This is a genomic window from Pseudacidovorax sp. RU35E (assembly GCF_900156165.1).
Classification (GTDB): Bacteria; Pseudomonadota; Gammaproteobacteria; order Burkholderiales; family Burkholderiaceae_C; genus Xenophilus.
Genome location: NZ_FTMY01000005.1, coordinates 158,362 through 177,391, shown reverse-complemented (window position 1 = coordinate 177,391; position 19,030 = coordinate 158,362). Strand labels below are relative to the sequence as shown.

At 70.9% G+C, this 19,030-nt stretch carries 19 protein-coding genes; 12 read left to right on the top strand and 7 right to left on the bottom strand.

All coding sequences use genetic code 11. From position 1 onward, the window contains the following. Window positions 1-8 precede the first annotated feature (8 nt). Entirely contained in the window at window positions 9-254 is a 246-nt protein-coding gene (locus BXA03_RS10680) for a zinc ribbon domain-containing protein (protein WP_076507173.1), read from the top strand. 19 nt (window positions 255-273) lie between these two features. On the opposite strand, the gene BXA03_RS10675 is transcribed toward BXA03_RS10680, so the two are convergent. After that, the gene (locus tag BXA03_RS10675; RefSeq protein WP_083716020.1) at window positions 274-1,677 is read right to left on the bottom strand and encodes a zinc-binding metallopeptidase family protein; all 1,404 of its coding nucleotides are present in this window, start codon (window positions 1,675-1,677) and stop codon (window positions 274-276) included. A gap of 214 nt (window positions 1,678-1,891) precedes the next feature. Between BXA03_RS10675 and BXA03_RS10670 the strand changes: the two genes are divergently transcribed. The 4 genes from BXA03_RS10670 to BXA03_RS10655 all read left to right on the top strand — a co-directional run bounded on the left by BXA03_RS10670 (window position 1,892) and on the right by BXA03_RS10655 (window position 7,120). After that, window positions 1,892-3,376: a DHA2 family efflux MFS transporter permease subunit gene (locus tag BXA03_RS10670; protein ID WP_076507171.1), complete on the top strand. Its 1,485-nt coding sequence runs from the start codon at window positions 1,892-1,894 to the stop codon at window positions 3,374-3,376. Between the two features lie 105 nt (window positions 3,377-3,481). Then, window positions 3,482-3,883 (top strand): VOC family protein, encoded by a 402-nt coding sequence (locus tag BXA03_RS10665; protein ID WP_076507169.1) that lies wholly within the window; start codon window positions 3,482-3,484, stop codon window positions 3,881-3,883. A gap of 42 nt (window positions 3,884-3,925) precedes the next feature. Continuing rightward, window positions 3,926-4,690, top strand: a complete 765-nt coding sequence (locus BXA03_RS10660; RefSeq protein ID WP_076507167.1) for a class II glutamine amidotransferase — start codon at window positions 3,926-3,928, stop codon at window positions 4,688-4,690. A 180-nt stretch (window positions 4,691-4,870) separates the two neighbouring features. Further along, on the top strand, window positions 4,871-7,120 hold the full coding sequence (locus BXA03_RS10655; protein WP_076507164.1) for a TonB-dependent receptor: 2,250 nt from the start codon (window positions 4,871-4,873) through the stop codon (window positions 7,118-7,120). Between the two features lie 40 nt (window positions 7,121-7,160). Here the strand turns inward: BXA03_RS10655 and gshB are convergent, their stop codons facing one another. After that, window positions 7,161-8,111, bottom strand: coding sequence for a glutathione synthase (gshB, locus tag BXA03_RS10650; protein ID WP_076507161.1), 951 nt, complete (start codon window positions 8,109-8,111; stop codon window positions 7,161-7,163). Beyond that, window positions 8,108-9,364 (bottom strand): benzoate/H(+) symporter BenE family transporter, encoded by a 1,257-nt coding sequence (locus tag BXA03_RS10645; RefSeq protein WP_076507159.1) that lies wholly within the window; start codon window positions 9,362-9,364, stop codon window positions 8,108-8,110. Before BXA03_RS10645 ends, gshB begins: the two co-directional genes overlap by 4 nt. Window positions 9,365-9,510: 146 nt before the next feature. Here BXA03_RS10645 and BXA03_RS10640 point away from each other — a divergent pair, with 146 nt between their 5' ends. After that, window positions 9,511-9,927, top strand: a complete 417-nt coding sequence (locus tag BXA03_RS10640) for a hypothetical protein (protein ID WP_076507157.1) — start codon at window positions 9,511-9,513, stop codon at window positions 9,925-9,927. 11 nt (window positions 9,928-9,938) lie between these two features. After that, a complete protein-coding gene (locus BXA03_RS10635; RefSeq protein ID WP_076507155.1) occupies window positions 9,939-10,886 on the top strand; it encodes a polysaccharide deacetylase family protein in 948 nt (315 codons plus the stop codon). A gap of 24 nt (window positions 10,887-10,910) precedes the next feature. Here BXA03_RS10635 and BXA03_RS10630 read toward each other — a convergent pair whose 3' ends face one another. Both BXA03_RS10630 and BXA03_RS10625 read right to left on the bottom strand, forming a co-directional pair. Then, complete coding sequence (locus BXA03_RS10630; RefSeq protein ID WP_076507153.1) at window positions 10,911-12,434, bottom strand: amidase; 1,524 nt, start codon at window positions 12,432-12,434, stop codon at window positions 10,911-10,913. Beyond that, window positions 12,434-13,450, bottom strand: coding sequence for a Bug family tripartite tricarboxylate transporter substrate binding protein (locus BXA03_RS10625; RefSeq protein WP_083716019.1), 1,017 nt, complete (start codon window positions 13,448-13,450; stop codon window positions 12,434-12,436). Before BXA03_RS10625 ends, BXA03_RS10630 begins: the two co-directional genes overlap by 1 nt. 115 nt (window positions 13,451-13,565) lie before the next feature. Between BXA03_RS10625 and BXA03_RS10620 the strand changes: the two genes are divergently transcribed. The 5 genes from BXA03_RS10620 to BXA03_RS10600 all read left to right on the top strand — a co-directional run bounded on the left by BXA03_RS10620 (window position 13,566) and on the right by BXA03_RS10600 (window position 16,882). Next, window positions 13,566-14,534 carry a LysR family transcriptional regulator gene (locus BXA03_RS10620; RefSeq protein WP_083716018.1) on the top strand — a complete coding sequence of 323 codons (969 nt, stop codon included), beginning with the start codon at window positions 13,566-13,568 and terminating at the stop codon, window positions 14,532-14,534. 150 nt (window positions 14,535-14,684) lie between these two features. Next, window positions 14,685-15,038, top strand: coding sequence for a RidA family protein (locus BXA03_RS10615; protein ID WP_076507659.1), 354 nt, complete (start codon window positions 14,685-14,687; stop codon window positions 15,036-15,038). Window positions 15,039-15,045: 7 nt separating this feature from the next. After that, on the top strand, window positions 15,046-16,287 hold the full coding sequence (locus BXA03_RS10610) for an NAD(P)/FAD-dependent oxidoreductase (RefSeq protein ID WP_076507151.1): 1,242 nt from the start codon (window positions 15,046-15,048) through the stop codon (window positions 16,285-16,287). A 66-nt stretch (window positions 16,288-16,353) separates the two neighbouring features. Next, window positions 16,354-16,602 carry a type II toxin-antitoxin system Phd/YefM family antitoxin gene (locus BXA03_RS10605; protein WP_076507148.1) on the top strand — a complete coding sequence of 83 codons (249 nt, stop codon included), beginning with the start codon at window positions 16,354-16,356 and terminating at the stop codon, window positions 16,600-16,602. Continuing rightward, a complete protein-coding gene (locus BXA03_RS10600) occupies window positions 16,592-16,882 on the top strand; it encodes a type II toxin-antitoxin system RelE family toxin (RefSeq protein ID WP_076507145.1) in 291 nt (96 codons plus the stop codon). The genes BXA03_RS10605 and BXA03_RS10600 overlap by 11 nt, the downstream gene beginning before the upstream one ends. Window positions 16,883-16,910: 28 nt before the next feature. Here BXA03_RS10600 and BXA03_RS10595 read toward each other — a convergent pair whose 3' ends face one another. Then, window positions 16,911-18,302: an aminopeptidase P N-terminal domain-containing protein gene (locus BXA03_RS10595; RefSeq protein ID WP_076507143.1), complete on the bottom strand. Its 1,392-nt coding sequence runs from the start codon at window positions 18,300-18,302 to the stop codon at window positions 16,911-16,913. Continuing rightward, complete coding sequence (locus BXA03_RS10590) at window positions 18,299-19,024, bottom strand: nucleotidyltransferase family protein (RefSeq protein ID WP_076507141.1); 726 nt, start codon at window positions 19,022-19,024, stop codon at window positions 18,299-18,301. The genes BXA03_RS10595 and BXA03_RS10590 overlap by 4 nt, the downstream gene beginning before the upstream one ends. Between the last annotated feature and the right edge of the window lie 6 nt (window positions 19,025-19,030).

The window sequence follows — 19,030 nt, the reverse complement described above, 5'->3', positions numbered from 1 at the left end:
GAAGGCCCATGGCGTTGATCGATTGCCCCGACTGCGGACGACGCGTGTCGCCACGCGCGCCCAGTTGCCCGAACTGCGGCGCGCCGATCGCGGCGGTCGGCCGCCCGGCCGACCCGCGTCTGGTGACGCCCGGCCTGCTCGGCCGCCTGGCGGCCGTCCTCGGCGCCTGGCTGGTGTTCCCGTGGGTGGCGCGTCTGCTGGCCTTCCTGGCGGGCATCGCCATGCTCATCGTGATGTTCACGACGGCGCGCTGAGCCGCGCCGTCGCGAGAGATCAGGCGGCCAGTGGCTGGGCCTGCTGCGGCGGCTCGTTCGCAGGCGCGGGCTGGTCGCCCGTCGCCACCGTAACGGCACTGTCGACCGGGACCGGCGCCTGGTCCTGCTGGGAAACGGCGGGCTCGGGCTGCGGGTCCTGCACCGGCGCCGGGTCGCCGATCGGCGGGGGCTCCTGCACCGGCGCCGGCTCGGCGCCTTCGGCACGTACCGGGGCCGGCTGGCCACGCTGCGCCGTCACCAGCTGGTGGATGTACTGCAGCTTGCCCACTGCCGCATGCGGCAGCACGAAGGGATAGAAGTCGGGCTGGCCCATGCTGCGCGACAGCTCGTTGAGCACGTTGGTCAGGCGCACCCAGCCGTTGAGGAAGTCGAGGAAGCGGTCGGCGTCCTCATGGTCGGGCTGCCACAGGTCCTCGCGGGTGAAGAGGTCGCTGGTCAGTTCGACGTTCACGGCATTGACGCCGAAGCTCAGCGCAGTGTCCACCGTGTCGGCCATGTGCAGGTAGTGGGCCCAGGTCTCGGCCCAGTCCTCCCAGGGATGGGTGCTGGCGTAGCTCGTGACGTAGCGCAGCGCCCAGTCGGCCGGCGGGCCGTTCTCGTAGTGGCGCTGCAGGGACTGGCCATAGTCCTGCGTCTCGTCGCCGAACAGGGCGCGGAAGCCCTGCAGCCAGGGCGTGGGCGCCACCAGCACGTCCCAGTAGTAGTGGCCGATCTCGTGGCGGAAGTGGCCCACCAGCGTGCGATAGGGCTCGCGCATCTCGGCGCGCGTCTTCTCGCGCTGGGCGTCGTCGCCCTCCTCGATGTTCAGGGTGATCACACCGTCCTGATGGCCGGTGAGCACCCGCGGCGCGCCCGGCAGGTTGGACAGGAAGTCGAAGGCCAACCCGTGGTCCGGATCGGCCAGGCGGGTGCTGATCGGCAGGCCCAGCGCCAGCAGCTGCGACAGCACGCGGCGCTTGGCGGTTTCCATCTTCTGCCAAAGCTCCGGGTTCTCCGGCACCGACAGGTCGGGAATGGTGCGCGTCGCACTGCAGGCCAGACACAGCCCGGGCGCCAGGCCGTGGGTGTGGGCCACGCCCTGATCCGCTTCGTCGTCCTCCGGCACCAGCCAGTTGCAGCCGGCGGCGGTGCTGAAGTTGGTGCAGCGGCGGTAGCGCGGCCCGTCCGGCTCGCCGAAGACGGTGAAGAGTTCGGGGTCTTCGGTGGGCGCGAGTGGCAGCACGCCCACGCGCGAGGTCACGTAGCCGAGCGGCGTGCCGCAGGCCAGGCATTGGCTGTTGCGCAGGTAGACCGGCCGGCCGCACTGGCAGACGTAGGCGCGACTGACGGCAGGTGCAGCGAGTTCGTCGGCCAGCGAGCCGCCGCTGTGCACCTGGGCGGAAGAATCGTCGGATGTGAGCATGAGCGCTCCCCTGTTGTGTATCGATGGGATTCGTGGGGACGTTGGACCCGCATCGCGCACGATGGAATGCGCCTGTCGCCTGCTCCGCCCCCGGACCGCAAGATTCTTCAAGCGCCCCCGCAGCCCGGTCGGCGGGCGAAGCCCCGTATGCTTGTAGGACCGGACGGCCCGGCCCGTTTCCGGCAGGGCTGCGCGCCCGACGGTCCCTGCCTCCATGACCCACCACGACCCCACGCCCGCCGCCCCCCCGCCCGCCCATTCGCCGCTGCGCCAGCGCTACGGGCCGCGCTACCGCTGGCTGCTGCTGCTGTCGGTGATGGTGGGCACGATGGCATCCATCATGTCCTCCACCGTGGTCAACGTGGCCATCCCCGACCTGAGCCGGCACTTCGGACTGGGCCAGGAGCGGGCGCAATGGGTCAGCTCCGGCTTCATGGTGGCAATGACGGCGTCGATGCTGACCACGCCATGGCTGCTGGCGCGCTTCGGCTACCGGCGCACCTATGTCGGCACCATGGTGCTGCTGCTGGCGGGCGGGCTGATGGGTGGGCTGGCCGACCTGTTCCCGCTGGTGCTGGCCGCGCGTGTGATGGAAGGCCTGGCGGCGGGCGTGGTGCAGCCCATTCCGGCCATCATCATCCTGCGCGCCTTCGAGCCGCACGAGCAGGGCCGCGCCAGCGGCTTCTTCGGCATGGGTGTGGTGCTGGCACCGGCCATCGGACCCAGCATCGGCGGCGTGCTGGTGGACCTGGCGGGCTGGCGCTCGATCTTCTTCATGGTGGTGCCCTTCTGCCTGGCGGCCTTCTGGCTGGCCTGGAAGTTCGTGCCGCCCACCGCGCCCGGCGGCGCCCAGGCCGGCCGCAGCCATGCGCTGGACTGGCGCGGCCTCCTGATCGGCACCGCGGGCACGCTTTGCCTGCTCAATGGCCTGGTCGAGCTGCGCGGCGATGCGCCTGGGCAGGCCGCGCTGCTGCTGGTGCTGGCCGCCGCCGCCCTGGCCGCCTTCGTGTGGTGGGAGCGGCGCCTGGCCGCGCGCGGCGGCGAGCCGCTGATGGACATGCGCCTCTTCACCCACCGGCAGTTCGCCATGGGCACGGTGGTGGCCTTCATCTACGGCACGGCGCTGTTCGGCTCGACCTACCTGCTGCCGGTGTTCATGCAGGTGGCGCTGCACCTGTCGGCCTCGCACGTGGGCACCATCATGCTGCCGGCCGGCATCGTGCTGGCCTTCACCATCGCCGGCGTGGGCCGGCTGGCCGACCGGCATCCGACCTGGCTGCTGGTGAGCACCGGCCTCCTGCTGCTGGCCGTCAGCTTCGCGCTGATGCCCACGCTGTCGCTGGCCGGGCCGCTGTGGCTGCTGACGCTGTATGCGGTCATCGGGCGCATCGGCCTGGGCTTCATCCTGCCCTCGCTCAACATCGGCTCGATGCGGCCCCTGCCCAAGTCGATGATCCCGCAGGGCGCCAGCGCCATCAGCTTCCTGCGGCAGCTGGGCGGCTCGGCCGGGGTGAGCCTGTGCGCCGTGGTGCTCGAATGGCGGCTTTCGGCACACGGCGATTCGCTGGCCCGACTGCAGAGCAGCCCGGCGCGCCTGGCGGCCTTCGACGAGGTGTTCCTGATCCTGGCCGCCCTGTGCGGACTCGCGCTGCTGGCGGCGCTGCAGCTGCGGGAGCGGCACCATCGCGGCTCGCTCTGACTGCGGTGTGCGCGACAGCCGCGGCCTGGCGGCTCGGGTCTAATCGGGGCCGATTTTTCCAACCCGGGCGAAAGCCGCCCGACAACAACGACGGAGATCCCGCAGATGCTCAACCACGTGATGGTCGGTAGCCAGGACATCGAGCGCGCCAAGCGCTTCTACGACGCCGTGCTCGGCGTGCTGGGCGCGCCCGAAGGCGTGCGCAACACGGGGCCCGGTGGCCACCAGCGCGTCTTCTGGCGGCACGAGGGCAACACCTTCGGCATCACCGAGCCGATCAACGGTGAGTCGCCCAGCGTCGCCAATGGCGCGACCATCGGCTTCAAGTGCACCTCGCCCGAGCAGCTGATCCAGTTCCACGACGTGGCCGTGGCCCACGGCGGCACCTCCATCGAGGACGCGCCCGGCCCGCGTGGCGAAAGCCACGGCGGCGTGCACCTGGCCTATGTGCGCGACCCCGACGGCCACAAGCTCTGCGCGCTGTACCGGCCCGGCCGCAAGGCCTGAGCCGCCTCCTTCTTCCATCGCTTCGAACGCCCCGCCGCCGCCATGTGCCAGCTCCTCGGAATGAACTGCAACGTGCCCACCGATGTGCAGTTCAGCTTCACCGGCTTCGCCCAGCGCGGCGGCCGTACCGACCACCATGCGGACGGCTGGGGCATCGCCTTCTTCGAGGACCGCGGCCTGCGCCACTTCGTGGACCACCTGCCGGCCTGCGATTCGCCGGTGGCGGAGCTGATCCGCCGCTATCCCATCAAGAGCCGCAACGTCATCGCCCACATCCGCAAGGCGACGCAGGGCGCGGTCAACCTGCAGAACTGCCACCCGTTCGTGCGCGAGCTCTGGGGCCGGTACTGGGTCTTTGCCCACAACGGCGACCTGAAGGACTTCCGCCCGCGGCTGCATGGCAGCTTCCATCCGGTGGGCGGCACCGACAGCGAGCACGCCTTCTGCTGGCTGATGCAGGAGCTGGCCAAGTCGCATGCCGACGTGCCCAGCGTGGACGAACTGACGCTCACCCTGCGCGAGCTGGCGCCGCGCATCGCGCGCCACGGCACCTTCAACTTCCTGCTGTCCAACGGGCAGGCGCTGTGGGCGCATGCGTCCACCCACCTCTGGTCCATCGAGCGCCAGCACCCGTTCACGCTGGCCCAGCTGGCCGACGAGGACCTGTCGATGGACTTCGCCCAACACACCACGCCCGACGACCGCGTCGCGGTGGTGGTGACGGCCCCGCTCACCACCAACGAGACCTGGGTGCCCTTCGCGCCCGGTGAGCTGCGGGTCTTCGAGAACGGCAGAAGAAGGGGCTGACGCCCCGCCCCAAGCCGCTTCATACCTGGATTTCAGACGCGGGCAACGCAGCTCGCACCCCCGGTGACGTCTTCACGCGACAGATGGCCCCGCTGCGTTGGCGGGCTTGCGACCGTGCGTCTTCATTCACGATGCGTTAACTAATAATAACAATTCGCATTCGCTTCAAAGCCCATCTTCATGACCCGACTCTTCACGCCGGCGCCGCTGGCCCTGGCCGCGGGCCTCGCCCTGCAGGCGCTGGCCGCCTCGGCGCAGACCCCTCCCGCCGCATCCGCCGCGCCCGCGGCATCCGCAGCCGGCACGCTTGCCACCATCACCGTCGAAGCCAGTGCCGACGCCTCGGCCGAAGGCCTGGCCAAACCCTATGCCGGGGGCCAGGTCGCCCGTGGCGGGCGGGTCGGCCTGCTGGGCACCGTAGACCTGATGGCCACGCCCTTCGCGACCACGGCCTATACGCAGGAACTGATCCAGAACCAGCAGGCCCGCAGCGTGGCCGACGTGCTGCAGAACGACCCCTCGGTGCGGGTGGCGCGCGGCTTCGGCAATTTCCAGGAGTCGTACTTCATGCGCGGCTTCATCGTGAATTCGGACGACATCGCCTACAACGGCCTGTACGGCCTGCTGCCGCGCCAGTACATCGCCTCGGAGCTGTTCGAGCGGGTGGAGGTGCTGCGCGGCGCCAGCGCCTTCCTCAATGGCGCCACGCCCTCGGGCGGCGGCATCGGCGGCAACATCAACCTGCTGCCCAAGCGCGCCGGCAACGAGCCGCTGACGCAGGTGACGGTGGGCGGCGCCAGCGGCTCGCAGGGCTATGCCGCGGCCGACATCGCGCGGCGCTTCGGCCCGGACCAGAGCCTGGGCGTGCGCGTGAACGCCGCCCACCGCGACGGCGGCACCGGCGTCGACGGCGAGTCGGTCAAGCTGAGTGCACTGTCGGTGGGCCTGGACTGGCGCGGCCGCGATGCCCGTGTGTCGGCCGACATCGGCCACCAGGAGCACCGTCTCGACGCGGCCCGCCCCAACGTGACGCTGGGCAGCGCCGTCACCGTCGTGCCGCGCGCGCCCGACGGCCGCAGCAACTACGCCCAGCCCTGGACCTATTCCATGGAGCGCGACACCTTCGGCTCCCTGCGCGGCGAGTACGACATCACGCCCGACATCACCGCCTGGGCCGCCGCGGGCGCCCGCCAGAGCGCAGAGAGCAACGCGCTCGCCAACCCGACCGTCAACAACGCCTTCACCGGCGCCAGCACGGCCACGCGCTTCGACAACACCCGCGAGGACGACGTGAAGACCGCCGAGCTGGGCCTGCGCGGCAAGCTGCGCACGGGCGGCGTGGGCCATGAATGGGTGCTGGGCTATTCCTGGTACGACCTGAAGAAGAAGAACGCCTACGCGATGGGCCTGGCGGCCGGCTCCTCGGTGGTCAGCAGCATCTACACGCCGGTGCCGCGCATCGCGCCGGGCCTGAGCTACCTGGGCAACGACCTCACCAGCCCGGCCCTCAACGGCACCACCACGCTCAAGAGCTGGGCGCTGGGCGACACGCTGTCCTTCCTGGACGACCGCTTGCGCGTGACGCTGGGCGCGCGCTACCAGACCATCGAATCGACCAGCATCCCGTACGTGGTGGCCAACGCCGGCCGCTTCGTGCCCGGCAGCACCGGCATCAGCAGCTACGACCAGAGTCGCACCAGCCCAGTCGCAGGTGTCGTCTTCCGGCTGCAGGACAACCTGTCGGTCTACGCCAACTACATCGAGGGCCTGGCGCAGGGCGATACGGCGCCCACCCAGTCTGGCGGGCAACTGGTGCTCAACGGCGGCCAGCAGCTGGCGCCCTATGTCTCCAAGCAGAAGGAAGTGGGCCTGAAGTACGACGGTGGCCGCATCGGCGCCACTGTGGCCGTCTTCAGCACCGAGAAGCCCCGCGCCTACCTGGCCAACGGCTACTACGGCGTGCAGGGCGAGGACCGCCACCAGGGCGTGGAGCTCAACACCTTCGGCGAGATCACCCGCGGCCTGCGCGTGCTCGGCGGCGTGACCTGGCTGGACGCCGAGCAGAGGGACACCGGCAGCGCCGCCACCGACGGAAAGCGCGTGATCGGCGTGGCGCGTGCCCAGGGCAGCCTGGGCCTGGAATGGGACGTGCCCGGCGTGCCGGGCCTGGCCCTCACCGGCCGCGTGGTGCGCAACGGCAGCAGCTATGCCGACGCCGCCAACACCCTGCGCGTGCCCGGCTGGACGCGGCTGGACGTGGGCGCGCGCTACCTCACCGAGGTGGCGGGCAAGCCCGTCACCTTCCGCGCCCGCATCGACAACGCGACCGACCGCAACTACTGGGCGTCGGTGGGCGGCTATCCGGGCTACGGCTATCTGGTGCAGGGCGCGCCACGCACCTTCAACGTGAGCGCGACGGTCGACTTCTGATCGCGCCGCCCCCGCTGCGCATCGGTGGACCGGCGGGGAATCAACCGGCCTGGACCTGCGCCTCCAGCGCATCGACGAACAGCGCCGGCACGTCGCAGCCGGTCTGGTCGTGGATCTCCTGGAAGCAGGTGGGGCTGGTGACGTTGATCTCGGTGAGCGAGCCGCCGATCACGTCCAGGCCGATCAGCAGCAGGCCGCGCGCGAACAGTTTGGGCCCGATGGCCTCGGCGATGCGGCGGTCGTCGGCCGACAGCGGCTGGGCCACGCCCTTGCCGCCGGCCGCCAGGTTGCCGCGCACCTCGGTGCCCTGCGGGATGCGCGCCAGGCAGTAGGGCACGGGCTGGCCGGCGATCACCAGCACGCGCTTGTCGCCCTCGCTGATCTCGGGCACGAAGCGCTGGACCATGATGGTCTCGGCGCCGCCCTTGTTGAGCGTCTCGATGATGGAGCCGAGGTTCAGCGCGTCCTGCTTGACGCGGAAGATGCCCATGCCGCCCATGCCGTCCAGCGGCTTGAGGATGATGTCGCCATGCTCGGCGTGGAAGGCGCGCACCGCCGCGTCGCTGCGCGTGACCAGCGTGGGCGTGGTGAATTCCGGGAACTCCATGATCGCCAGCTTTTCCGGATGGTCGCGCAGCGCCCGCGGCTTGTTGACCACGCGCGCGCCCTCGCGCTCGGCCTGCTCCAGCAGGTGGGTGGCGTAGATGTACTCGGCGTCGAAGGGCGGGTCCTTGCGCATGAGCACGGCGTCGAAGTCCTTCAGGGCCACGCGCTCGCGCACGTCCACCGTGTACCAGTCGTCGGCATCGCCGGTCAGCGTGATGCGCAGCACCTCGGCCTCGACCACGCCGCCGGAGCGCCAGCCCAGGTCCTGCGGCAGGCAGGCGGCGATGCGGTGGCCGCGTCGCTGGGCCTCGCGCATCATCGAGAAGGTGGTGTCCTTGTAAGTCTTGAACAGGTCCAGCGGATCGGCGACGAAGAGGAAATTCATGATGGCTTGTGGTTGTTGTCCGGGCCGCCCTGGCGGGCGTCGAGCCTGATCTTGCAGGCAGGCGCGATGTCCTTGCCGGCGGGGGCCTTTGGACGGCCGGCCTGCTGAACCAGCAGCGCGGCCGCACCGGCCACCACGCCCCAGAAGGCCGAGCCGATGCCGAAGAGGGTCAGGCCCGAGAGCGTGACCAGGAAGGTGATGAGCGCCGCCTCGCGGTGCGCCTCGTCGCGCAGGGCCGTGGCCAGGCCGCCGCCGATGGTCGACAGCAGCGCCAGCCCGGCGATGGCCGCCACCAGTTCCTTCGGGAAGGCCGTGAGCAGCCCCGCCACCGCGGCGCCGAAGCAGCCGATCAGCACGTAGATGAGGCCGCAGCACACGGCGGCGGTGTAGCGCTTGTGCGGGTCTTCATGCGCCTCGCGGCCCATGCAGATGGCGGCGGTGATGGCGCTCAGGTTGAGCGCATAGCCGCCGAAGGGCGCCAGCAGCAGCGTGGCCACGCCGGTGAGCGTGATGAGCTTGCTGATGGGCATGTCGTAGCCCGCGGCGCGGATGGCGGCCACGCCCGGCAGGTTCTGCGAGGCCATGGTCACGACGAAGAGCGGCAGCGCCAGGCTGACGGCCGCCTGCCAGGTGAACTGCGGCATCGTGAACACCGGCATCGCCAGCGTGAAATGCACCGTGCTCCAGGCGAGCTGGCCGCGCACGGCCGCATAGGCGATGGCCACCGCCAGCGTCAGCGGTACGGCGTAACGCGGCAGCCAGCGCTTGCCTGCCAGGTAGGTGGCCAGCATCAGCAGCACCAGCGGCAGCGCCGTCTGCGCGGCCGTGAAGGCCGAGAGGCCGAAGCGCGCCAGCACACCCGCCAGCAGGGCCGAGGCGATGGCCAGGGGGATGCGGTTCATCACCCGCTCGAACCAGCCGGTGGCGCCGGCCAGCGTGATGAGCGCGGCGCAGACGATGAAGGCGCCCACGGCCTCGCCCATGGAGTAACCGGCACCGGCGGTGGCCAGCACGGCCGCACCAGGCGTGCTCCAGGCCACCATCACCGGCTTGCGCAGCCACAGCGAAGGGATGGCCGTCGCCAGGCCCATGCCGATGCCCAGCGCCCACATCCAGGAGGCGATCTCGGCGCCGTCGGCGCCGAAGGCCTGCGCGGCCTGGAACACGATGGCCACCGAACTGGTGAAGCCCACCAGCACGGCGACGAAGCCGGCGGTGAAGGCGGGCAGGTTGACATCCCGGAAAAAACGCATAGCCGGCGATTGTGCCGGTCGGGCATGTCGGCCGCCGGGGGCTCGACCGGGGGCGCCGACGCGGGGGACACTGGCCCAGCGGCACCCCGGGCACGTGGCTTGCACGCGCCCGCCCCTTTCCTTTCGCCCAAGCATCCAAAACATCGATGACGACCACCACCCCTCCCACCACCCCCGCCGAGATCGTGGACGAGTTCCTGCGCCTCGTGATGATTCCCGACCCCGCCTCGGCCTCGCGCTACACCGCGCCGGACATCCGCATCCGCTTCACCGGCAACCGGCCGATGACGGCGCCGGGCGACACCTCGGCCTTCAACGCCCAGCGCTATGCCTGGGTCAAGAAGAAGATCGACCGCACCGAGACGGTGGCCGGCGGCACCGAGGACGAGACCGTGGTCTACAGCCTGGGCACGCTCTACGGCGCCTGGCCCGATGGCACGGCCTTCGAGGGCAACCGCTACGTGGATCGGTATGTGGTGCGCCGCGGCCTGATCGTGCAGATGGACGTGTGGAACGACAGCGCCGAATGGCTGCTGGTGCGCGCCGGCCTGGCCACGCTGTGAGCCGACTGCCGATGACCGCACCGCACGACCCCGCCCGCACCCGCTGGCCCGAGCGCCTGCCCGGGCACGACCGCTTCGACTACCGGCCCATCACCCGCCGCCACGACTACGCCTGGCCCAATGGCGCGCGGCTGGCGGTGTACCTGGGCTTCAACATCGAGCACTTCGCCTTCGGCGACGGGCTGGGCGCCTGCATCGGCCCGGCGTCGCCGCACCCGGACGTGCTCAACCACGGCTGGCGCGAATACGGCAACCGCGTGGGTGCCTGGCGCTGCCTGGAACTCTTCGACCAGCTGGGCCTGCCTACCGGCACGCTGATCAACACCGCCCTGTACGACCACTGCCCCGAACTCGTGCAGGCCTTCGCGGCCCGCGGCGACGAGCTGATCGGCCACGGCCACAGCAATGCCGAGCGCCAGGGCCAGCTGTCCGAGGACGAGGAGCGCGCCCTGCTGCAGCGCTGCCGCGACCGCATCGAACGCGAGAGCGGCCAGGCGCCGGCCGGCTGGCTGTCGCCGTGGATCTCCGAGAGCCGCCTCACGCCCGACCTGCTGGCCGAGACGGGCTACCGCTACACGCTCAACTGGTGCCACGACGACCAGCCCATGCGCATGCGCACCCGCGGCGGCGGGCGGCTGTGGGCCGTGCCCTATCCGCAGGAGCTCAACGACATTCCGATGATCGTGGCGCGCCAGATGGACTCGCGCGCCTTCTGCGACATGGTGGTGGACAACTTCGAGGAGATGCTCACCCAGTCGCAGGCCCAGCCGCTGGTGATGGGCCTGGCGCTGCATCCGTACATCGTGGGCCAGCCCTACCGGCTGCGGCACCTGCGCGAGGTACTGGGCCACCTGGCCCGTGCGCGCGACGAGGGCCGCGTGTGGTTCACCACGCCCGGCGCCATCGCCCAGCACATGGAGGCCGTGGCGGCCGAGGCGCCGGCGGGGGCCTTCGACTGAAGGCCGGCCGGCGCGCCCGGGCGTTCAGACGACCGAGGCGGCGCCCGCTTCGGTCGGCCGGCTGGCCCGCGGATCGTCCGGCGCGGCGGTGACGATGCTCTTGAGCGGCGGCTCGGCTGGCCGCAGCTTCGCGATGTCCGGCCGCGGTCGCGCCAGCACGGGCGAGGCGACAAAGGCCTGCTCCAAGGCCAGCGAGGCCGACAGCAGCGGCAGGTCGCCGCGGAAGGCGCCCGTCACCTGCAGGCCGAAGGGCATGCCGCGCTCGTCCACGCCGCAGGGCAGGCTGATGGAAGGGTGCGTGGTCAGCGTGACCACGTAGGTCAGCGCCAGCCAGCGGTAGTAGTTCTCCTGCGGGCGGCCGTCCACCTCGGCGGCATGCGGCAGCGTCCACGGAAAGGGCGAGACCGGCGTGGTGGGCGACAGCACGAGGTCGTAGCCCTCGAACACCTTCTGGAAGCGGTTGATGATGCGGGTCTGCTCGGTCTGCGCCCAGGCGCTGTCGAGCAGGCTCATGCGCACGCCCATCTCGTAGTTGGCGCGCGGGTTGGGGCCCAGGCTTTCGGGATTGCGCTCGTAGGCCTCGCGCATGCCGGCCACGAAGGCCTCCGCGCGCAGCACGTCGAAGCAGTGGTGCACCTCACCCAGGTCGAAGCGGACCTCGTCGCAGGCGGCGAACAGGTGGCGCATGGCGGCCATCTTCTCGCGGAAGGCGCGGCGCACCACGGGGTCGACGTCGCAGCAGCCGAAGTCCTCGGTCCAGGCCACGCGCAGGCGCGACAGGTCGGCCGTGCGCGGCGCCAGGAAGGCCATGGCGTCCAGCGGATGGCTGAGCGGATCGCCCGCATGCGGGCCGGCCGTGGCGGCCAGCTGCAGGCAGGCATCGGCCACGGTGCGGCCCATGGGCCCGACCACCGAGATGGGCGAAAAGCCCATCGGCTTGCGCACGCTGGGCACCACGCCCGGCGAGGGCCGCAGACCCACCACGCCGCACTTGGCGGCCGGGATGCGCAGCGAGCCACCGGTGTCCGAACCGGTGCACACCGGCAGCATGTCCAGCGCCAGCGCCGCCGCCGAGCCGCCGGAAGAACCGCCGGCGTTGAGGTTGGGATCGAAGGGGTTGCCCGTGGCGCCCCACACCGGATTGCGGCTGTTGGCCCCCGCGCCCAGTTCGGGCACGTTGGTCTTGCCGGCCACGATGGCGCCGGCCGCGCGCAGGCGGCGCACCAGTTCGATGTCCTGCGCCGGCACATGGTTGCGCAGGCTGGGCGTGCCCGAGGTGGAGAGCAGGCCGGCGGTCGGCTCCAGGTCCTTCACGCCCAGCGGCAGGCCGTGCAGCAGGCCCAGCGGCTCGCCGCGCATCACGGCCTGCTCGGCGGCGCGGGCCTCGCCCCGCGCCCGCTCGAAGCAGGTGGCGGTGACGGCATTGACGAAGGGATTGACCTGCTCGATGCGCGCGATGCACGCCTCCAGCAGTTCGACCGGCGAGAGCTGGCGGGCGCCGATCAGGCGGCGCTGCTCGACGGCGGAGAGTTCGACGAGTTCGGCCATCAATCCGCCTTGATGTTGGCGCGCAGGGCGACGGCGCGCATCAGCGGCAGCTCGTTCTCGATCTGCTTGGCCGACGCGGCCTGGCCGCCGAAAGCGGGCTCGGCGCCCTGGGCTGCGAGCGCGGCCTTGGCATCGGGCGAGGCCACGATCTGCGCGATGGCCTTTTCCAGCCGGTCGCGCACCGGTGCGGGCGTGCCCTTGGGCGCGACCAGCATGATCCAGGTGTCGACGTCGATGTCCGGGTAGCCCGCCTCGGCAAAGGTGGGCACGTTCGGCAGTTGCGACGAGCGCCGCGCCGTGGTCACGGCGATGGCCTTGACCTTGCCGCCCTTGAGCTGCGGAATGGCGGCGGTGACGGTGTCCACCGAAAAAGGCACCTGGCCGCCGATCAGGTCGGTCATGGCCGGAGCGCTGCCCTTGTAGGGCACGTGCAGCATCTTCGCGCCGACGGCGCCCAGGACGATCTCGCCGGCGAAGTGCGAAGTGGTGCCCGCGCCGAAGGAGGCGTACGAGTACTTCTCGGGCGAGGCCTTGGCGGCCGCGACGAACTCCTTCACCGTGTTGATGGGCACGTCCTTGTTGGCCAGCAGCACCAGCGGGATGCGCGCCACGATCGCGATGGGGTCGTAGCTCTTGACCGGGTCGTAGGGCAGGTTGCTGCGGATGGCCGGGTTGGCCGTGAAGGTGGAGGGCGAACCCAGCAGCAGCGTGTAGCCGTCCGCCGGTGCCTTGGCCACGTAGCCGGCGGCGATGGCCGTGCCGGCGCCAGGACGGTTGTCGACCACCACCGGCTGGCCCAGCGCGGTGGAGAGTCGCTGCCCCATCAGCCGGCCGATCACGTCGGCGCTGCCGCCGGGCGGGAAGGGGATCACCAGCGTGACGGGGCGGCTGGGGTAGTCCGTCTGCGCGGCGGCGGGCGGGGTGCCGGCCAAGGCGGCGACAGCAAGCAGGCCGCACACGGCGACACGGCGGGACACCGATGCGGGGCGGAATGCGAGGGTGGAGGCGAAGGTCATGGCAGCAAGCCTTTCCGAGGACGATGGCCGCATGCTAGAAACGCGCCTCCCGTGCAGCAAGCACAAGGCTCTTAAAGCTTCATTGCCGATTCGGCAATTTGCAAGCCCGACACCGATGGCTTCCAACGCTTCTTCTTCCACCGCTGCCCCCGCTGCCGCCACCCAGTCCACCCGCCGCGATCCCAACCAGCGCGTGCTGCAGGAAGTTGCCCTGCGCTACTTCCTGGAGGTGGCACGCGCCGGCTCCGTCACCGAGGCCGCGGCCCGGCTGGAGGTGGCGCCCTCGGCCGTCAGCCGCCAGATCGGCCGGCTGGAGCGCGAGCTGGATACCCTGCTGTTCGAGCGTCGCGCCCGCGGCATGACGCTCAACTCCGCCGGCGAGCTGCTGGCGGCCCATGCGCGCCGCGCCTGGCTGGACATCGAGCGCGTGACCGACGACATCCTGGCCCTGCGCGGCCTGCGCCAGGGCGAGGTGCGCATCGTGGCCACCGAGGGCTTCGCCTACGAGTTCCTGCCCGCGGTGGTGGCGGACTTCCAGGCGCGCTGCCCGGGCATCCGCTTCCAGCTGGACATGGCGGTGCAGCGCGAGGTGGCGCGCCGCGTGCGCGAGGGGCTGGTGGACCTGGGCGTGACGGTGAGCCTCAGCTCGGAGAGTGGCCTGCAGGTGGCCTTTCGCCATCCTTCGCCGGTGATGGCGGTGGTGGCGCCCGACCATCCGCTGGCCGATCGCCGGCAGGTGTCGCTGGCGCAGCTGCTGGCCTGGCCGCTGGCGCTGCCCGCCGGCACTTCCACGCTGCGGCAGTTGCTGGACATCAGCAGCAGCCGGCAGGGCCTGGTCCTGCAGCCGGTGATCACGAGCGACCATCTTTACCCGCTGATCCAGTACGTGACCCACACGCAGGCCGTCACCTTCTGCGGCGAACTGGCGCTGCGCCAGCAACTGCACAACCGCGCCGTCGTGGCCATCCCGCTGCGCGACCGCGAGATGAACGAGCGCCACTTCGAGGTGCAGACAATGGCCGGCCGCCACCTGCCGGATGCGGCGCGGGCCTTCATCGACCACCTGCGCAAGGCACTGGAGTGAGGCGATGACAGCCGGCGTCTTGCGCTTACGGCAATGCGATCTTGCGAACCGCACATTGGTCGGCAACGCAGCCGGCGGAATAATCGCCTCCGGCGCGCAATGGCGCCCCTTCCCCACCTTCAGGGCTGGCGCCCGGCGCCGGCATCCTTCATGACCCAGACCTCCGCCCTGCCCTTCTCCAAGGTCCGCACCGTCGGGCCGCTCGTCTTTCTTTCCGGCGAACTGGGCATCGCCGCCGACGGCTCGGTGCCGGCCGGCATCGAGGCGCAGACCCGCCTGTGCCTGGAGCGCATCACGGCGACGCTGGCCAGCCAGGGCCTGGCCCTCTCGGACGTGGTGAGCGTGACGGCCTACCTGGTCGATGCGCCCGACTTCGCGGCCTTCAACGGCGTCTATGCCGCGGCCTTCGCCGAGCCACGGCCGGTGCGCACCACCGTGCGCGCCGACCTGATGCTGCCCGGCGCGCTGGTGGAGCTGACCGTCATCGCCCAGCAGAAGGCCTGACGCACCCATGGCCCGCGAGATCCTCGTCCTCGGCGCCGGCATGGTCGGCACCTGCACCGCCCTGCATTTGGCGATGCGCGGCCATTCGGTGGCGCTGGTCGACCGCGGCCTGCCGGGGCGCGAAACCTCGTACGGCAACGCCGGCATCATCCAGCGCGAAGCCGTGTCGCCCTACGCCTTTCCGCGCAGCCTGGCCAAGCTGGCGGGCGTGGCGCTCAAGCGCGGGGCCGACGTCAACTGGCACCTGGGCGCACTGCCGGCGGTGGCGGGCGGGCTGTCGCGCTACTGGCGCAACTCGGCGCCCGAACGCTATGCGCCCATCGCCGCGGCCTATGCGCGCCTGATCGAACATTCGACCAGCGAGCATGCCCCGCTGATCGCGGCCGCCGGCGCCGACGACCTGGTGCAGCGCGACGGCTACCTGCATGTGTTCCGCGATACCGCCAGCCTGGCGCTGGCGCAGCGCGCGGCCGAGGTCACCGCGGCCCAACACGGCTTGCGGGTGCGTGCGCTTGACGGTGCGGCCCTTGCCACGGAAGAGCCCGCCTTGACCCATGCGCTGCCCGGCGCGCTGCACTGGCAGGACCCGTGGTGTGTGAGCGACCCGGGCGAACTGGTGGCCCGCTATGCCGCGCATTTCCAGCAGCTCGGCGGTGTGCTGGTGCAGGGCGACGCGGCCACGCTGACGGCCACCGCCCAGGGCTGGCGGGTGCAGACGACCCGCGGCCCGGTGGAAGCGCAGGAGGCCGTGGTCGCCCTGGGCCCCTGGGCCGACCGGCTGCTCAAGCCCCTGGGCTACCGGCTGCCGCTCTTCGTCAAGCGCGGCTACCACCGGCACTACACCGGCGGCCCCACGCTGCGCCGGCCGGTTTACGACCTGGACCGCGGCCTGGTGATCGCGCCGATGCGGCGGGGCGCGCGCATCACGACGGGTGCCGAGTTCGCCCGCCAGGACGCGGCGCCGACGCCCTGGCAGCTCACGCGCGCCGAGACCTACGCCCGCGAACTGCTCGATCTGCCGCACCCCGTGGAAGGCGAGCCCTGGCTCGGCGCGCGGCCCTGCACCGCCGACATGCTGCCGGTGATCGGTGCCGCACCTCGGCACCGCGGCCTGTGGTTCAACTTCGGCCATGCGCACCAGGGCTTCACGCTGGGCCCGGCCAGCGGACGTCTGCTGGCAGAGCTCATGGACGGCGGGCCGACGATGGTGGATGCGGCGCCCTACTCGGCGCAGCGCTTCGGCGCATGAGCCCACGCCCTTGGAGAGATCCAAAATAAAGACCTAATATTCGGTCTTCACTGAAGGAGCCGAGGCATGCCCCACCCAGTTTTCGCCGAAACCGCCGCCAGCATTTCCGAGTTGAAGGCGAACCCCATGAAGGTCGTCGCCAGCGGCGAGGGCATGCCGGTGCTGGTGCTCAACCACAACCAACCCGCCTTCTACTGCGTGCCTGCCGCGGCCTATGAAGCCATGATGGAACTGCTGGACGACGCGGAACTGCTCCGGCTGGTGAAGGCCCGGCAGGAGGAGCCGTCGGTGCCGGTGTCGCTCGATGCCTTATGAGCTGGCCTTCAAGGCCTCAGCCTTGAAGGAATGGCAGAAGCTCGGGCCCAGCATCCGCGAGCAGTTCAAGAAGAAACTGGCCCAACGGCTGGACAACCCCCATGTCCCCAGCGCCGCGCTGTCGGGCGCCACCCACCTCTACAAGATCAAGCTGCGACAGGCGGGCTACCGTCTTGTCTATGCCGTAGAAGACCGGATCGTGACCGTCACGGTCATCGCGGTGGGGCGCCGCGACCGAAACGAGGTCTACGAGATCGCACTGGCCCGGTTGCGGCAGTGATTCTCGAGGGCACGTCGACGGTCGGGCGTCAGCCGCGCATCAGCGCTTCGATCTCGTCGCCATCCACCGGCACGCCGCGCGTGATCAGCTCGCAGCCCGTGGCGGTGACGATGGCGTCGTCCTCGATGCGGATGCCGATGTCGTGGAACTGGGCGGGCACGTCGTCGCCGGCCCGCACGTAGATGCCCGGCTCGATGGTCAGCACCATGCCCGGCTGCAGGATGCGGCTGGGGCGGTTCTTGATGACCTCGCCCGAGAGCGGGTCGCGCCGCTCGCTGATCTCGCCCACCTGCGTGGGCTCCACATAGCTGCCGCAGTCGTGCACGTCCATGCCCAGCCAGTGGCCGGTGCGGTGCATGTAGTAGCGGAAGTAGGCGCGCTGCTCGATCACGTCGTCCACGCCGCCCACCTTGTTGGCGTCGAGCAGGCCCAGGTCGAGCATGCCCTGCGAGAGCACGCGCACCGTGGCCTCGTGCGGATCGTTGAAGCGGTTGCCGGCCTTGGTGGCGGCCACGGCGGCTTCCTGGCTGGCCAGCACCAGGTCGTAGAGCGCGCGCTGCGGGCCGGTGAACCTGCCGTCGGCCGGGAAGGTGCGGGTGATGTCGCTGGCGTAGCTGTCGAGTTCGCAGCCGGCATCGATCAGCACCAGCTCGCCGGCGCGCACGGGCGCCACGTCGGCGCGGTAGTGCAGCACGCAGGCATTGGCGCCAGCCGCCACGATGGAGCCATAGGCCGGGAACTGCGAGCCGCCCAGTCGGAATTCGTGCAGGAGCTCGGCGTCGAGGTGGTACTCGCGCACGTCGCGGCCCTCGCGCAGCATGCGGGCGCTCAGCTGCATGGCGCGGATGTGGGCGCGGGCGCTGATGTCGGCGGCGCGGCGCATCACGTCCTGCTCGTGCGCGTCCTTGACCAGACGCATCTCGTCCAGTGGGCCGCACAGGTCGCGCTGCTGCTCGGGGCACAGCGCGCCGAAACGCACCCGGGCGCGCACCTTCTGCAGCCAGCCGTCGACGCGGCCTTCGAGCCCGGGATGGGTGGCGAAGGGGTACCAGACGGTGGCGCGGTTTTCGAGCAGCTTCGGCAGGCGGCTGTCGAGTTCGGCGACGGAGAAGGCTTCCTGCACGCCCAGGCGCTCGGGCGCGGCCTCGGGGCCGAGGCGGTAGCCGTCCCAGATCTCGCGCTCCAGGTCCTTGGGCTGGCAGAACAGCGTGCTGCGGCCCGCGGCGTCGATCACCAGCCAGGCATTGGGCTCGGTGAAGCCGGTCAGGTAATGGAAATAGCTGTCGTGCCGGTAGGGGAAGTCGCTGTCGCGGTTGCGCTGGCGCTCAGGCGCGGTGGGGATGAGGGCGATGCCGTCGGCACCCAGCTGGGTGGCCAGGCGGGCCCGGCGCTCGGCATAGAGGGAAGGACTGGCGTTCATGGCGACGAGTTGAGTTGGGCGAGGCGCTCGGGGGTGCCGACGTCGGTCCAGCGGCCGGTGTGCAGCTGGGCACTGACGCGGCCATTGTCCATCGCACGTCGCAGCAACGGCGCCAGCGCGGCCTTCACCCCCGCCGGATTGCCGGGCGGAATGTCGCAGTAGGGCGCCATGAACAACTCACGCCGGTACAGCCCGATGGTGGAAAAGGTGAAGCGGGGGGCCGGATCGTCTGCCGGCAGATTCAGGGCGGCGCCGTCCTGGCCGATGCCGAAGTCGCCGCGAGGGTTGTGCGCCGGGTTGGGCACCAGCCACAGATGGGCCAGGCGACCACTGTCGGCAAAGGCCTGGACAAGGGGAGCCGTGAAGCGGAAGTCGGGCGCATGCACGTCGCCGGCCAGACACCAGAAGATGTCGCCGTCGAGCAACGGCAGCGCGCGGCAGATGCCGCCCGCGGTCTCCAGCGCCTCACCGAAATCGAAACCTTCGTGCGAATAGGCGATCCGGGAGCCGAGGCCCGCACCCCATTGGGGCGCCGTGCCGAAGCGCTGCGCGATCTGCTCGCCCAGCCACGCCGTGTTGACCACCAGGCGGGTGAAGCCCCCCTGCGCCAGGGCTTCCATGGGCCATTGCATCAGCGGCTTGCCCTGAACGGCAAGCAGTGGTTTGGGTGTGGCGTCGGTCAGGGGCCGCATGCGCTCGCCGCGACCCGCGGCGAGAACCATGGCGGG